14 protein-coding genes are annotated in these 15,156 nt (G+C 72.6%); 5 read left to right on the top strand and 9 right to left on the bottom strand.

Annotated elements, in window-relative coordinates; translation table 11 throughout:
- Nucleotides 1-95 precede the first annotated feature (95 nt).
- Together QFZ58_RS16605 and QFZ58_RS16610 are read left to right on the top strand one after the other, a co-directional pair.
- Entirely contained in the window at nucleotides 96-1,286 is a 1,191-nt protein-coding gene (locus QFZ58_RS16605; RefSeq protein ID WP_307125696.1) for an acyl-CoA dehydrogenase family protein, read from the top strand.
- Between the two features lie 15 nt (nucleotides 1,287-1,301).
- Nucleotides 1,302-2,522, top strand: a complete 1,221-nt coding sequence (locus QFZ58_RS16610; RefSeq protein ID WP_307125697.1) for an acyl-CoA dehydrogenase family protein — start codon at nucleotides 1,302-1,304, stop codon at nucleotides 2,520-2,522.
- Nucleotides 2,523-2,722: 200 nt separating this feature from the next.
- Here the strand turns inward: QFZ58_RS16610 and QFZ58_RS16615 are convergent, their stop codons facing one another.
- The 6 genes from QFZ58_RS16615 to QFZ58_RS16640 form a co-directional block, all read right to left on the bottom strand.
- Nucleotides 2,723-4,435 carry an ABC transporter permease subunit gene (locus tag QFZ58_RS16615; protein WP_307125698.1) on the bottom strand — a complete coding sequence of 571 codons (1,713 nt, stop codon included), beginning with the start codon at nucleotides 4,433-4,435 and terminating at the stop codon, nucleotides 2,723-2,725.
- 3 nt (nucleotides 4,436-4,438) lie between these two features.
- Nucleotides 4,439-5,956 carry an ABC transporter substrate-binding protein gene (locus QFZ58_RS16620; RefSeq protein WP_307125699.1) on the bottom strand — a complete coding sequence of 506 codons (1,518 nt, stop codon included), beginning with the start codon at nucleotides 5,954-5,956 and terminating at the stop codon, nucleotides 4,439-4,441.
- 27 nt (nucleotides 5,957-5,983) lie between these two features.
- The gene (locus tag QFZ58_RS16625; protein WP_307125700.1) at nucleotides 5,984-6,595 is read right to left on the bottom strand and encodes a GNAT family N-acetyltransferase; all 612 of its coding nucleotides are present in this window, start codon (nucleotides 6,593-6,595) and stop codon (nucleotides 5,984-5,986) included.
- Nucleotides 6,596-6,827: 232 nt separating this feature from the next.
- Nucleotides 6,828-7,340 carry a 2-C-methyl-D-erythritol 2,4-cyclodiphosphate synthase gene (gene ispF, locus QFZ58_RS16630; protein WP_307125701.1) on the bottom strand — a complete coding sequence of 171 codons (513 nt, stop codon included), beginning with the start codon at nucleotides 7,338-7,340 and terminating at the stop codon, nucleotides 6,828-6,830.
- Nucleotides 7,330-8,094: a 2-C-methyl-D-erythritol 4-phosphate cytidylyltransferase gene (gene ispD, locus QFZ58_RS16635; RefSeq protein ID WP_307125702.1), complete on the bottom strand. Its 765-nt coding sequence runs from the start codon at nucleotides 8,092-8,094 to the stop codon at nucleotides 7,330-7,332. Before ispD ends, ispF begins: the two co-directional genes overlap by 11 nt.
- A 445-nt stretch (nucleotides 8,095-8,539) precedes the next feature.
- Complete coding sequence (locus QFZ58_RS16640) at nucleotides 8,540-9,022, bottom strand: CarD family transcriptional regulator (RefSeq protein WP_006380568.1); 483 nt, start codon at nucleotides 9,020-9,022, stop codon at nucleotides 8,540-8,542.
- A gap of 632 nt (nucleotides 9,023-9,654) precedes the next feature.
- Here QFZ58_RS16640 and QFZ58_RS16645 point away from each other — a divergent pair.
- Nucleotides 9,655-10,317, top strand: a complete 663-nt coding sequence (locus QFZ58_RS16645) for a DUF461 domain-containing protein (RefSeq protein ID WP_307125703.1) — start codon at nucleotides 9,655-9,657, stop codon at nucleotides 10,315-10,317.
- Between the two features lie 68 nt (nucleotides 10,318-10,385).
- Here the strand turns inward: QFZ58_RS16645 and QFZ58_RS16650 are convergent, their stop codons facing one another.
- On the bottom strand, nucleotides 10,386-11,066 hold the full coding sequence (locus tag QFZ58_RS16650; RefSeq protein ID WP_014047499.1) for a response regulator transcription factor: 681 nt from the start codon (nucleotides 11,064-11,066) through the stop codon (nucleotides 10,386-10,388).
- A complete protein-coding gene (locus QFZ58_RS16655) occupies nucleotides 11,063-12,334 on the bottom strand; it encodes a cell wall metabolism sensor histidine kinase WalK (protein ID WP_307125704.1) in 1,272 nt (423 codons plus the stop codon). Before QFZ58_RS16655 ends, QFZ58_RS16650 begins: the two co-directional genes overlap by 4 nt.
- 199 nt (nucleotides 12,335-12,533) lie before the next feature.
- Here QFZ58_RS16655 and phoU point away from each other — a divergent pair, with 199 nt between their 5' ends.
- A complete protein-coding gene (phoU, locus tag QFZ58_RS16660) occupies nucleotides 12,534-13,214 on the top strand; it encodes a phosphate signaling complex protein PhoU (RefSeq protein ID WP_307125705.1) in 681 nt (226 codons plus the stop codon).
- Nucleotides 13,215-13,380: 166 nt separating this feature from the next.
- A complete protein-coding gene (locus QFZ58_RS16665) occupies nucleotides 13,381-13,530 on the top strand; it encodes a hypothetical protein (protein WP_307125706.1) in 150 nt (49 codons plus the stop codon).
- 73 nt (nucleotides 13,531-13,603) lie between these two features.
- On the opposite strand, the gene QFZ58_RS16670 is transcribed toward QFZ58_RS16665, so the two are convergent.
- On the bottom strand, nucleotides 13,604-15,031 hold the full coding sequence (locus QFZ58_RS16670; protein WP_307125707.1) for an MFS transporter: 1,428 nt from the start codon (nucleotides 15,029-15,031) through the stop codon (nucleotides 13,604-13,606).
- Between the last annotated feature and the right edge of the window lie 125 nt (nucleotides 15,032-15,156).

The following is a 15,156-nucleotide window of genomic DNA, read 5'->3' on the forward strand; positions in this document are numbered from 1 at the left end:
GTGACGCGTTTCCACCTGACCACCGGCGCACGACCGCACCGTTTCTTTCCCATGGAGTTCCGACAGCTGAGAAAAACCCGGAAAGAGGAAATCCGATGCTGCTTTCACCGACCCCACCCGTCCCCGATCTGGAGGACGTGGCCTCAGGGCTGTCGCCGGCCGACCGGGCCCTCGAGCTCGCCGACCGTGTCGCCCGGCCGACCACCGCCGAGCGCGACGCCGGCCGGCGATGGGACGAGGGGCTGTTCACCCAACTGACGCGCGCACCACGGGGCCCCGGCCTCACCGGACCGCTCATACCCACGGAACTGGGCGGTGACGGGCTCTCCGCGAGCGAGACCTTCGCCCTCCTGGAGGGGTGCGCCGAGGGGTCCCGGGATCCGGGCCTGACGCTCGCGGTCGTGGCGCACGCGGTCCTGGCCACCGTGCCGTTGCGGGCCTTCGGCACCCCGGAGCAGCGCGACCGGTACCTGCCCCGGATGGCGTCCGGAGAGTGGCCCGGCGCCCTGTCCCTGAACCAGACACAGGGTGCCGCGCAGCCGCCGACGCTCCGCGCGCGGCCCGGCGGGCCCGGCCGGGCGGACTGGGTGCTGACGGGCGGACTGGACCTCGTCGCGGGCGGTCCCCGGGCCCACCACTTCCTCGTCGTCGCCACCCACGAGGACGGCAGCCGGACGGCCTTCGTCGTGGACCGGGACACCCCGGGACTACTGCTCCGCGAGGAGCGCCCCACGGCCATGCGCACCTGCGCCTGGAGCCGGCTGGTCCTGGACGACTGCCAGGTGCCGGCCGACGCGGTCCTCGGGACGCCCGGTGGCGCGGCGGCCGAGGTGGAACCCCTGCTGGCGGCCCTGGACTGGGTGTTCTCGGGCGCCCCCTGGCTCGGCATCATGCGCGCACTGACCAGGGACGCCATCCGGGCGGCCCGGGAACGCGACGTCTTCGGCAGCCCGTTGACGCACTCCCAGACCTCCCGCTTCGCCCTGGCCGACCTCGCGACACGGTCCGAACTCGCCGAAGGCCTGCTGCGCCGGGCCGCCGCGGGGTTCGACTCCGGCGGCCGGCCCTCCCTCCCGGACGCCGCCGCCGCCCGCCTCTTCGTCACGGCGGCCGCACGGGACGCCGCCGGGACCGCGGCGCGGCTGGCCGGCCCTCTCGCGGCCGGCGGTGACCGCCTGATCGAACGGGCCCACCGCGACGTCCTGTTCTTCTCCCGGACCGGAGGCGGCCCGGAGGTCCTGCAACCCGTCGTCGCCGCCCATCTGCTCGGACTCGGCCAGGGATGAGGAGTGATCACTGACATGCGTACCTCACCGCACGGCACACGGACCTCGTTGCACTTCCCGGGGATCGCCGCCCGGGCCGGAGAGACGGACAGCACGGGCCTCATCCCGCCGCAGAACTGGACCGACATCGTCGACAGCGGCTATCTGCGCCTCTTCCACCCGCCGGAGGCCGGCGGCACAGGCGCGGACGGGCCGGCCCAGGCGGACGCCATGGAGGCGCTGGCCCGCGCCTGCTCGGGGACCTACTGGTCGGCGACCGTGTCCGCGCTGCTCTGCGGCAAGCTCATCTCCACCTACGGCGACCTCCGCCACCACGGGGCACTCCTGCGCGCGCTGCTCTCCGGCGAACGGACGGCGTGCTTCGCCATCGTCGAGCCCACCTCGGGCAGCGACGCGGGCACCTACCGCACCACGGTGCGCCCGGGCGGGAAGCCCGGCGGAGGCTTCGTGATCCGGGGAGAGAAGTCCCGCATCACCAACGCGCCCACGGCCGACCTGGCCGTGGCACTCGCCCGGCGGGAGAAGCCGGCGGGCGACCCGGGACCCGACTGGTGCCTGGCCTTCGTCGATCTGCGCCGGCCCGGCATCCACCGCTACGAGACGCCCCACATGGGCCTCAGGGGGATGCCCTGGGGAGGCATCGTGTTCTCCGACGCGGAGGTCGCCGAGGAGGACGTCGTGCCCGTGCCGTTCGACGAACTCGCCGAGGGAATGACCTGGGGCTGGCTCCTGGTGGCGATCGCCGCCATAGCCACCGCGGAGGCGGCGCTGTCGGCCTCGGTCCGCCACGCCCAGGAGCGGGTGTCGTCCGGCCGCCCGCTGGCCCACATGGAGGGCGTACAGGCCCAGCTGGCCGACTCCCGCGCGCAGATCGACGCGGCGCGCGTCCTCGCCCGCCGCGCGGCGTCCGAGCGGGCGGCCGGCCGGTCCGCCCGGCAGCTCATCGGCATGCTCAAGGTGTACGCCACCGAGATGGCGGTCGAGGTCGTGGCGCGCGCCGTCCAGATCCACGGGGCGTTCGGCGTGACCCGGGGCCATGAGGTGGAACGCCACTACCGGGACGCGCAGATGAACGTGATCGGCGCGTTCGCCTCCAACCGTCTGCGGGAGCAGATCACCGAGGGCCTCGGGCTGGGACCCGCGGTCTACCGGCCCTTCGACTGGATCGCGCCATCCGGCCTCGGCCACCGCCCCGCGGGCCTGGACGGGCTGCCCCGCCCCACCGCGGCAGCCTGACCCCGCACGCCCGTGCCCGCCCGGTCACGCCCCGGCCGACGGGCACGGGTCCCGACCTGGTGTCCGGCCCGTGTGAGCAGGAGGACGAGCGCGGCCCCCGGAAGCCCGCCGGGCCGTCCCACCTGGGCGGTGTCAGCAGCCGGGTGCAGGCCCGGAGTCCGGGGTGCCCGTCCCGGTACCGGTCTTCCCCCACCGGCCCGTCATGCCCGCCTCCTCCCGCGTACGGCCGCCGATACGAGCACCGCGAGCGCGCCGAGGGCGGCGAGTGCGGCGGCGGGGGCGAGGACGGGCCAGGGGGCCCGTTCGGCGTAGGGGAGGTTCTCGGAGAGCATCCGTCCCCACTCAGGGGCGGGAGGCTGGGCGCCCAGGCCGAGGAAGCCGAGCGAGGCGAGAGCCAGGGCGATGGCGGGAATCCGCAGGACGGCGTGGCGGACGACCGGCGGAAGGACGCCCGGCAGCAGATGGCGGCGCATCAGGTGGCCCCGGCCCGCTCCGAGGGCCAGGGCCACGGCGATGTGCGGAGCGCCCTTCTCCTGCGCGTACAGCGCCGACGTGTGGGCGGCGAGAGGGGCCCAGGCGACGGCGGCGACGGCCGCCGCGGCGCCCCAGGGGTCCGGGCCGACGACGCCGGCGACGACGAGTCCGGCCAGGACGGCCGGCAGGGCGTTGGCCGTCTCGGTCAGGGCCCCGGCGCGCAGGGCTCCGACGGCCAGGCCCAGGAGCAGGGTGACGGCGCTGACGACGACCGCGACGAGGACGGTCCGGGCGGCGCCGTGGCCGAGCCGGGCGAGGACGTCGCGGCCCAGCGAGTCGGTGCCCAAGGGGTGGGCGGCCGAGGGGGAGGCGAGGCGGGCGGCGGCATCGACGGTCAGCGGGTCGCGCAGCAGGCCCGCGACGGTGACCGCGGCCAGGAGCGCGGCGAGGGCCACGGCGGCGACGGTGACCGTGCGGCGCACGGGCAGCGGCGGGGCGCTGAGCGCGGGCAGCGCACGGGCCGTACGGGCGGGGCCGAGCAGGACGCGGGAGCCGAGCCGGGCCGCGAGCCCCGCGGCGGACCCCAGCAGAAGGAGCAGCAGGACGCAGGCCTGGAGGACGGGCAGGTCCTGGGCGAGGGCGGCGGACAGCGCCGTGGAGCCGAGCCCCGGGACGGCGTACAGCGTCTCGACGGCGACCGCGCCCCCGGTTAGCCCGACGACGACCAGGCCGAGCTGCGGCAGCAGGGCGGGGGCGGTGCGGCGCAGGGCGTGGGCCGCGATGCGGCGCGGCGGTATGCCGCCGGCGGTGGCGGTGGCGGCCCAGGGTTCGGCGAAGGCGGCGGGCAGCGCGTCGGCGAGCAGCCGCCCGAGCAGGGCGCCGGCCGGGACACCCATCGCGAGGGCGGGCAGGACGGCCTGCTCGGCGCTCCCCCACCCCAGGGCCGGCAGCCAGCCCAGCCGTACGGCGAGGAGGGTGGCCAGGACGGCGGCGAGGAGGAATTCCGGCAGGGCGGCGAGGACGGCGGCGCCGGCTCCGGCCCGGGTGCTGGTCTGCCTGCGGCGCGCACCCCGCCGGAGGGAGGGGGCGGCGAGGGCGAGCGCGAGGATCAGAGCGACGCCGAGCGAGCAGGCCATGAGGGAGAGGGAGACGCCGAGTGCGGACGTCACGTCAGGGCCGACGGGACTGCCGGAAACCCAGGACTCCCCCAGATCACCCCGGAACAGCCCGGCGGCCCAGCCGCCCAGCACCTGCAGCGGTCCGCCGTCGAGTCCGGTCCCGGCGCGGATCGCGTCGAGCACGGCGGGCGTCGGCGGACGGTCCGCGTAACGGGCGTGCAGGATCGTCAGGGCGGGGTCCGTACGGGTCAGCCGGGGCAGCAGGCCGACGACGGCGAGGACGGCCAGGAGTGTGCCGAGCCGGCCGGCCAGGTACCTCACGGATCACCCGACGCGGGTGTCGGCGGTGATGAGGGTGCGTTCCATGGGGTCGAGCGCGACCCCCTCGACGCGTGCCTCGTCGTAACCCTGGACGAAGCGCTCGTGGACGAGCGGGACGAGGGCGTCGGAGCCGAGGACGGCGGCCTCGACGGCCATCTCGGCGCGGTGGCGGTCGTCGGTGGCGGCGCGGGAGGCGGCCTCGTCCACCGCCGCGTCGACGCGCTCGTCGCAGAGCTGGGAGATGTTGAAGCTGCCGTCGCACGTGAAGTCGGAGGCGAGGTAGGAGATCGGGTCGGCCGTGTCCAGGAGGGTGTTGCGGGCCTGGACGAAGGCGTCGTACTTCCCGGCGAGCGCGTCCGCCTCCAGCTGCGCGTAGTCGCGGACGACCTGCTTGACGGTGAAGCCGCGTGCGCGGAGCTGCTGTTGGACGATCGTGGCCACCTCGGGCAGTTCGGGCCGGTTGGTGTAGGTCGCGAGGGAGATCTCCTTCGTCCCGGCCACCTCCTCGCGGCCGGCGGCCACGGCCCGGCCCGTGGGTACCGTGCGGGCGGCCGCGGCCCAGGGGACACCGGGGCCGAGGAGGCCCTGCGCGGTGTCGGCCCGGCCCTCGTACACGCCGTCGACCAGCGCCTTGGGGTCGACGGCCTCGCGGGCGGCGGCGCGCATGGCCGGATCGGAGAAGACACCGCGACGGGTGTTGAGGGAGAGGCCGTTGGTCCGGGCGGAGGGGAACTCGTGGACGTACGCGTCGCCGAGCAGGGGCGCCTGGGCGATCGGTACGTATTCGGCGATGTCGACGGCCTTCGTCCGCAGGGCGTTGGCCCGGGCGGTCCCGTCCGCGACGAACGTCACGTCGACGCCCGGGGCCTTCGCCTCGCCGCCCCAGTAGGCGGGGTTGCGTTCCAGCGTGGCACCGGCCGTGCCGTCGAGACCGGTCATGGTGAAGGGCCCGGTGGCGTGTCCCACGGGATTCGCCCTGCCGTTCCCGTACGCGCCCGCGGACAGGATCGCGAGGGAGGGGTTGGCGAGCCGCTGGGGCAGGAGCGGGTCGGCGTCCGCGGTGACGATGCGTACGGTGCGCGCGTCCGTGGCGGTCGCGGTCAGCTTCGAGTCGGACAGGACGCGCGGCGGCGGGGACGCCTTGCCCGCTGCGGTGAGGGAACGGACGACGGCATCGGCGTCGACGGTCTCACCGTCCTGGAAGACGGCGTCGCGGAGCGTGAACGTCCAGGTGGTGGCATCGGTCCGGCTCCAGGACGCGGCGAGGGCGGGCCGAGCGGCGCCGTTGCCGTCCAGGGTGGTGAGGCCTTCGACGACGGCGAGGCGGCTGAGGGTGACCGCGTCGTCGCCGTAGGGGGACATGGCCTGGGCGGGCGGGAAGGCCATGACGACCCGGAGCCGCTGCGCGTCACCGGATGCCGCGGCGTCACCCGAGGAGGAGCAGGCTGCCAGCGGGAGGAGAAGAGCGGCGGTGGCGGCGACGGCCGGCAGCGGGGAGCGACGGCTTCGGGTCGTAGACATGAAGAGAAGCTTATATGAAAACGATTATCATCTTCCGACGGGGGTGCCGGCCTGCCGGGCCTCCGGCATCGGCAACTCGAAGTGGACGATTCCCTGACCACCGCCCGGCAGCGCACGCTCGTCGCACACCTCCTGGGCCAGTGACCGCCAGAACGACTCGGCCCCCGGTACGGCGGGATCGGTGTGCAGGTACAGCGAGGTGTAACCACCCGCCCGCGCCGCGAAGGCGCCGAGCTCCCTCACCAGCCGGCGCGCCAGCCCGCGCCTGCGGTGCTCGGGGCGCACGTAGATCCGGCACAGCTGGGCGGTGGATCCGGAGGGGAAGCGGTCGGCGATCCACTGCGGATTGGGCGGCGCCTGGGGGCCCCGGTCGCGCACGGCACCGGTCGCCACGATCTCGTCGCCGTGCAGGACGACCAGCAGCGTGCACCGCGCGGGGCGCAGATAGGCGCTCTCCGGATCGATGACGTCGGCGTGCCAGTGCGGTACGTAGCCCGACCCGAGGTCGCCGTAGACGGTGTCCAGCATGACGGCCCGCGCGCCGCCGAGATCCTGCGCCGTCGCGGTCCGCAGGACGTACCCGCCCACGCCCTCCCGCGCATCCGGCGCCACCGTCGTCCCGGCGGTCGCGCTCACCACTGAAGCTCACCCTCGCTCTCGGCCTTGCGGCACATGCACGTACCTGCCACAACAGCGTACGTGCGAACGATGTGCAACAAGGGGCCGGGGGGGCGACGGACGTCCGGAGCAGGCGCGACGGATGTCCGTGGCAGGCGCGACGGATGTCCGTGGCAGGCGCGACGGATGTCCGTGGCAGGCGCGCCCGCGCCTGCCGGACCGGCTCGCGGTCACCCGTGGGCCGGTCCCGCCGTCAGCCGGCGACGCGGTACACCAGGGCGGTCGCGATGCCCGCGATGCCCTCACCGCGGCCGGTGAAGCCGAGGCCGTCGGAGGTGGCGGCGGAGAGCGAGACGGGAGCGCCGACCGCGTCGGACAGCACCTTCTGCGCCTCGTCGCGCCGCCTGCCGATCTTGGGTCGCAGACCGACGACCTGCACGGCGACGTTGCCCACCTCGAAGCCCTCCCCCCGCACGATCCGCGCCGCCTCGGTGAGCAGGGTGACGCCGGAGGCGCCCGACCACTCGGGGCGGCCGGTACCGAAGTGCTGCCCCAGGTCGCCGAGCCCGGCGGCCGAGAACAGGGCGTTGCACGCGGCGTGCGCCACGACGTCGGCGTCGGAGTGGCCGGCCAGGCCGGGGCCCTCGCCCTCCCACAGCAACCCCGCGCACCAGAGTTCCCGGCCCTCCTCGAAGGCGTGGATGTCGGTCCCGATACCGACGAGGGGGATCACGGGTGCCCGCTGGTCCACGGTCTCAGAACCCATCGTTCGCCCTCCGGCGTGCGAGAACGGCCTCGGCCAGGACCAGGTCCAGCGGCCGGGTCACCTTGAACGCCTCCTCGTGCCCGGGCACGACGACGACCGGCGAGCCGAGACGTTCGACCATGCCCGCGTCGTCCGTCGCGCCTTCGCCGTCGACCGCGACGGCCCCGTGGGCGCGGACGAGTGTGTCGCGGTCGAACCCCTGGGGCGTCTGCACGGCGCGCAGCCGGGCCCGTACCGGTGTCGACAGGACCGGCTCGGGGTCGCCCGGCGTGCCGGGTTCGACCTCCTTGACGGTGTCGGCCAGCGGGAGCGCGGGGACGACGGCGGGCGCTCCGTCGCGTACGGCTTCGATGACCGCGTCCACCGTGTCGACGGGCACCAGGGGCCGGGCCGCGTCATGGACGAGTACGACGGAGATGTCCGGCGGCAAGGCGTCGATGCCGAGCTTGACCGACTCCTGGCGTGTCGCACCACCGGGCACCACGAGATAGTCGGTGCGCTCGGGCAGGGCGTGCTCGTCGATGAGGTTCTTCACCTCGGAGGCGCCGCCGGGGGGTGCGACCACGACGACGAGTGCGACGGCACGCGAGGCGGCCATGGCGCGGACGGCGTGGATCAGCATCGGGGTCCCGCCGAGGGTGCGCAGCGCCTTGGGGGCTCCCGGCCCCAGCCGGACGCCCCGGCCGGCTGCGGGGATCACCGCAGCGGTCCGGGAAGGACGTGGATCGGCGGGCGTCGGGGACATCGGTGACATCGGTTGCACTCCGAAGCTTCGGCAGGTTTGTTTCCACGGCCGACATGGGTAGGGGCCCCAGCGAGCCGGACGCGACGCCTCGACCTGACCGGGACCCTTCCGTGACCCCTGGTCGGACGAGCGGCAGCGGCGGCTCGGTCGTCAGGGCTCTCGGGCGGGACGGTTTCGGTCGCTGCGGCGTCCGGTCGGGCAAGTGCCGGCCGGGACGTCAGATCATCGGTTTCGACGGTCATCGGATTCGACCATGGATCGCCGGTCGGGACCGGAGCGGTCCGACGTGTAACGGAACGGTCGACCGGCCGGGGACAGCACCGGGCGGGCGCCCCTCGGGATCCGAACATGCCGCAGCGCCCGACGACTCGCCGTGAGAACGGCTGGTCAGCGGGCACCGCGGCATATTTCTACAACCGGATTCCCGGCCCCGGCAGGAGCCGGCAGACCCGGCTCAGGAGGCGAGGACCTCGTCGAGCAGCGCCTCAGCCTTGTCCTCGTTCGTGTTCTCCGCGAGGGCGAGTTCACTCACCAGAATCTGACGGGCCTTGGCGAGCATGCGCTTCTCGCCCGCGGACAGTCCACGCTCGCGCTCACGACGCCACAGGTCGCGGACCACTTCGGCGACCTTGATGACATCGCCGGAGGCGAGCTTCTCGAGATTTGCCTTGTAGCGCCGGGACCAGTTCGTCGGCTCTTCGGCGTACGGTGCGCGCAGCACCTCGAAGACCCGGTCCAGGCCCTCCTGTCCGACTACGTCACGCACACCGACGAACTCCGCATTGTCCGCCGGCACACGAACCGTCAAGTCGCCCTGGGCGACCTTGAGCACCAAGTAGGTCTTGTCCACGCCTTTGATCTGGCGAGTTTCGATAGCCTCGATCAGCGCGGCCCCGTGATGGGGATAGACCACGGTGTCGCCAACCTTGAACGTCATGTGACAGGTACCCCTTCCGTGGCTATCCAGAGTAACACGAGAACAGCATCTCCTGAATGGCGTTTTCGCAGGTCAGGGCATATCTCAGGGCTTGACAACACCGACCGGAACGTGCTGCGGACGCCTTCCGGAAGGCGATATTCGCAGGTCGGAGCGGGCGTGCGGCCGACGCGAAACGCGCGCGTCACACATGCGGGAAGTCACTCAGAAGGAGCCAAACGTCCCGTTTTGCCGGATTCCGCATGGTGAACTTTTCCTACTCCGTTCGAGCATCGATCACCCGTACGGACCTTAGGGTCGATGGTCATTGAAATTGATCAACGACCGGTCACGGGGTGGATTATGCGCAGGGAATGCGCCACCGCCGGAAATCGATCACGCACCGATCACGCGGCGAACACGTGCGTTACGCACGGCGAACACCGTGCGTTATGGAACGCGGCCGCAATCACCGCCACCGGACCGGCTGTCAGGTCCGGGGGCCGTAGGGGCGGGTCGGGTGCGGAGCCGGGACGGTGGCTCGGTAACCTGAGGCCGCTGACACACCCTTAGGGCGGCTTCACGCCGCTCGGCCTTCCCGTCCGCAAGAGTCCGAAGTCCGCAGTCCGAACGTTCAAGGAGTTGCCGCCGCCGTGAGCCGCAGCCTTCGACACGGCGCCCTCGCCGCCACTGCCCTCGTGTTCTCGATCGCCTCGCTGTCCGCGTGCAGTGCGGGCAACGACGCGCAGACGCTTCAGGTCCGGCCGGACAACGCAGCCACCGCTGTCGACAACATCAAGATCCAGAACGCGAACATCATCACGCAGCCCGGGCACGAGACCGAGGGCCCGGCCGTCGTCAACGCCACGCTCTTCAACGAGGGCCCGAAGGCCGAGGTCCTGGAGGCCGTCAAGCTTCCGGGCACGAACGCCACGGTGGAACTGCACGCCGCCGAGGGCAAGGGACCGATCAAGGTCCCGGCCGGCGGCAGGGTCATCCTCGGGGGCAAGGGCAACGCCTCCGCGGTCATCGGGAACGGCCGCCAGGCCGGAAGCGACGGCAACGTGCAGAGCGTCGTCTTCACCTTCAGCGAGACGGGCGACGTCGGGCTCGGCGCCCTGATCGTCCCTGCGAGCGGCTTCTTCGAGGGCTTCGGCCCGAGCACGCTGCCGTCGCCGAAGCCCACGCCCTCGAAGGGAGCCTCCGAGACGCCGGGCGCGAACCCGAGCGAGTCGGCGGGCCGGCAGTCCGACACGCCGTCGGACGTGGAGAGCGGCTCGGACACGCAGACGGACGAGGACTCCGCGGCACACTGACCCGGACGTGCGCAGGGCGCCGCCCCCACCCGGGGACGGCGCCCTGCGCACGGCAGTACGACACCGGTTTACGGCTCGAACTTGTAGCCCAGCCCCCGCACCGTCACCAGGTAGCGGGGCGCCCCCGGGTCCGGCTCGATCTTGGCGCGCAGACGCTTGACGTGGACGTCCAGCGTCTTCGTGTCGCCCACGTAGTCCGCGCCCCAGACCCGGTCGATCAGCTGCATGCGCGTCAGGACGCGGCCGGCGTTGCGCAGCAGCATCTCCAGGAGGTCGAACTCCTTCAGCGGCAGATCGACCTTGCCCCCGGACACCGTCACCACGTGGCGGTCGACGTCCATCCGGACCGGACCGGCCTCCAGCGCGGCCGGGGTGACCTCCTCCGGCTCGCCGCGCCGGCGCAGGACCGCGCGGATGCGGGCCACCAGCTCGCGCGAGGAGAAGGGCTTGGTCACGTAGTCGTCGGCTCCTATCTCCAGGCCGACGACCTTGTCGATCTCGCTGTCCTTGGCGGTCACCATGATCACCGGCACATTGGACCGCACCCGCAGCTGCCTGCAGACCTCCGTGCCGGGCAGGCCGGGAAGCATCAGGTCCAGCAGGACGAGGTCGGCGCCGTTGCGCTCGAATTCGTCGAGGCCGTCCGGGCCGGTGGCCGCGATGGCCACCTCGAAGCCCTCCTTGCGGAGCATGTAGGACAGGGCGTCGCTGAAGGATTCCTCATCCTCGACGACAAGCACTCGGGTCACGGAAGAGCCTCCGGGGCAGGGAATGGTTCAAGAGTGTCGGTGCCGTACGGTCCGTCGTCGTCAGCGGAGTGGCCGTTGACGACGAGCGGTCCGCCGGTGGTGCGCCCGCGTACCACGCCGGACTCGGGCAGTCGAAGAGTGAAGGTGGAGCCCTGTCCTTCCGAGCTCCAGACGGTGACCTCCCCGCCGTGCGAGGCGGCCACGTGTTTGACGATGGCGAGGCCGAGGCCGGTGCCACCGGTGGCCCGTGAGCGGGCAGGGTCGACGCGGTAGAACCGCTCGAACACCCGCTCGCGGTCCTTCTCGGAGATGCCGATGCCCTGGTCGGTGACGGCTATCTCGATCAGATCCCCGCCCGCTGCGGCGATCCGCCGGGCTGCGATGCCGACGCGGGTGCGCGCGGGGCTGTAGTTGACGGCATTCTCCACGAGATTGCCGAGAGCGGCGGCGAGCTGGCCGCGGTTTCCCCAGACGAACAGGTCCGCGGTGCCGCCCGAGGCCATGGTGATCTGTTTGGACCCCGCCTGCTGCCGGCACCGGTCGATGGCCTCGGCGACCAGCTCCTCCACCCGCACGGGCTCCGCGTCCTCCAGCGGGTCGTCGTTCTGCACCCGGGAGAGGTCGATGAGCTCCTGCACGAGGTTGGTCAGCCGGGTCGCCTCGATCTGCATGCGCCCGGCGAACCGCTCCACGGCCTCCGGGTCGTCGGACGCGTCCATCACGGCCTCGGAGAGGAGCGACAGGGCGCCGGTGGGGGTCTTGAGCTCATGGCTGACGTTGGCGACGAAGTCGCGCCGCACTGCTTCGATGCGCCGGGCCTCCGTGAGGTCCTCGACCAGCAGCAGCACGAGCCGCGAACCCAGCGGCGCGACCCGGGCCGAGACGGCGAGCGCCTCCCCCCGTCCCGTACCCCGCCGGGGGAGGTCCAGCTCGACCTGGCGTATCTCGCCGTCGCGCCGGGCGTCCCTGGCCATGTTGAGCATCGGCTCGACCGACAGCCGGCCTCCCCTGACCAGGCCTAGCGCATACGCGGCGGAGCTGGCCTTGACGACGCTGTCGCTCTCGTCGAGCACCACGGCGGACGAGCTGAGCACCGACAGAACCGTGTCCACCCCCGGGGGGAGCGGGGCGTTGCTGTCGGGCCGCAGGGACGTCCGCGTGGGGCGCCTCTGCTCACGCTCGCTCCAGCGGAACGCCAGCATGGCGATCACGCCGGTGAGCACACCGGCTATCGCAGCAGCTGCGGCGACCGCCGCGTTCACGTCCATGCTTAAAGGTTATGCGGGCTCGCCGACACTCTCCCAGCCATCCGGGTGCCATCTCGAACACTCGTCGCCCAGAGTTCACCGAGGGGATGGAGGTGGTTCATTTAGGGGGCCGGATCCGGACGCGTTGGGCCCGCACCGTGGGAGCGTGGGGGTCGGCCCGAAGACCCCGGCCTCAGTAAGGATCTGGAGAGGGACTTCCATGCGCGACGCTTATCACGAGGAACTCGATTCGATCGGCGAGGGCCTGGTCGAAATGGCCCGGCTCGTCGGCTCGGCGATCGGCCGGGCGACGACGTCGATGCTCGACGCCGATCTCAAGCTCGCCGAGACTGTGATCGCCGCGGACCAGAAGGTCGACGACCTGCAGCACGACCTGGAGGCGCGGGCCATCGCGCTGCTCGCCCGCCAGCAGCCGGTCGCCACCGACCTGCGCATCGTCGTGACCTCCCTGCGCATGAGCGCCGACCTGGAGCGCTCGGGCGACCTCGCGCAGCACGTCGCCAAGCTGGCGCGGCTGCGCTTCCCGGAGTTCGCGGTGCCCCACGACCTGCACGCCACCATCCTGGAGATGGGCCAGCTCGCGCAGCGGCTCATGGCGAAGGCCGCCGAGGTCATCATCACCAAGGACGTCGACCTGGCCATGCAGCTGGAGCAGGACGACGACGAGATGGACCTGCTGCACCGCACGCTGTTCCAGCACCTGATGGACGACCGCTGGAAGCACGGCATCGAGACGGCCGTCGACGTGACGCTGCTCGGCCGCTACTACGAGCGCTTCGCCGACCACGCCGTGTCGGTGGCCAAGCGTGTCGTCTACCTGGTGACGGGCGAGCACGCGGACGAGCTCCAGGCTGCGGCGGCGCCGGTGGAGGGAGCGTAGGGGCGTAGGCAGGGCGGGGGTCGCACGTCTGTCCCGGCGCGCGTGCGCCGTTGATGCGCCGCCCCGGTTGGGCATGCAATGGGGGCGGGGGCGGCACGCGATGCCGTACGCCCCCGTCGTACGCATACGCCGTACGCCGTCGAGTCGTCATCCCTGAGGAGGGACCATGGCCGATTCCCCCATGACCGAACACCAGCAGGAGCCCCCGACCGAAGTGGTGCGTCTGACCGTGCTCGGCGCCTGTGGTTGCGGCTCGGGCTGCGGGTGCGGCTGCCAGTCCGGCGCTCCGTGCCAGTGCGGTGGCTGCTCCGGCTGACCCGAGCCGGCCGACGGCGCGGTGGTGCCCCGCGGCGGACGTGTGTCCGCCGCGGGGCACCACCGCGCCCGTGTCACGCGCCCGATGCCGTCCGTGAGACCGCGGGTCCGGCGTCGGTGGCCCCGACGGCCTTCGGCTCGTCGACGGGCGCGGCTGCGGTGACGGCTGCTGCCACGGCTCCGGCTCCGGAGACGACGGGTTCGACCACCGGGCCCCCGCCCTCGGTCCGGGGCTGCAGCTCCGTCCGCAGTTCCGGCTCCGTCTCCGTTTTCGGACCCGTCTCCGTATCCACATCCGTCTCCAGGCTGCGCATCAGCAGCCAGTAGCCGAGTGCCGCGAACGTGCCGATCACCGCGCAGGCCCCCCAGAGCCAGCCGGCGCCGTAGTGGTCGATGACGAAGCCGGACATCAGCGGGGCGACGAGCGCCGCCACCGACCAGGACATGGTGTACATGCCCTGGTAGCGGCCCCGGCCGTGCGCCGGGGACAGCTGGACGACGATGCCCGTCTGCGTCGGGGCGTTCACGATCTCCGCGAGGGTCCAGACGCACACGGTCAGCGCGTACACCCCGACCGAGCCCGCGAACGCGGTGAGCCCGAAACCGTACCCCGCGAGCAGGGACGAGAGGATCAGCAGCCGCCGGGGATCTCGGTGCTGGATGAACCGCGTCACCGGGATCTGCAGGGCGACGATCAACACACCGTTGACGGCGATGGCCGTGCCGAAGTCGGAGCTGGAGAGCCCGTCCGTGCCCATGGCCACCGGCAGCCCCACGTACCCCTGCTGGAAGATCAGCGCGACGAGGAACGACAGTCCGACCACGCCCATGAAGCGTCCGTCGCGCAGGACGGTGCCCATCCGCACGTCGTCCGGCTCGCGGGCCCCGGCGACGCGGGGCCTCTCCTCGGGCCGGGACTCGGGGACCTTCAGGAAGACGACGACCGCGCAGACCAGCGTCATGGCCGCCTCGCCCATGAAGCCGGCCAGGTAGCTGTACTCGGCGATGAAACCGGCCCCGGCGGACGAGACGGCGAAACCCAGGTTGATCGCCCAGTAGTTGAGCGAGAAGGCCCGCACCCGGTCCTCGGGCCGCACGATGTCGGCCATCATCGCCTGCACCGCCGGGCGCGAGGCGTTGCTGGCCATGCCCACGACGAACGCCACGCCTGCGATCGCGACCGGATGGACCATGAAGCCGAGCACGGCGACGGAGACGGCGGTCGAGAGCTGCGCGATCAGCATCGTGGGCCGGCGTCCGAGGCGGTCCGTCATCACCCCTGCCCCCAGCGAGGACACGACCCCGCCGAGGCCGTGGAGGGCGGCGACCAGACCCGCGTACGAGGCCGAGTACCCCCGGTCCAGGGTCAGGTAGAGCGCCATGAACGTGGCGACGAACGCCCCGAGGCGGTTGACCAGCGTGCTGGTCCACAGCCACCAGAACTCCCTGGGGAGCCCGGCGAGCGTCTCGTGTGCCGCCTTCCTGAGACCGGCGACAGACATACGGCTTCCCCCCGGGGGACACGCGGAACGGACGTGGGCCCTGTAAGCGGCCCGATAGCAGTCCGAACATTACGAAGCCCGAATCCCGGGGCGCCACCCAATTGACGCCGCGCGTCAAACGTCGG

Origin of the sequence: Streptomyces sp. B1I3, from assembly GCF_030816615.1 — a bacterium.
Classification (GTDB): Bacteria; Actinomycetota; Actinomycetes; order Streptomycetales; family Streptomycetaceae; genus Streptomyces.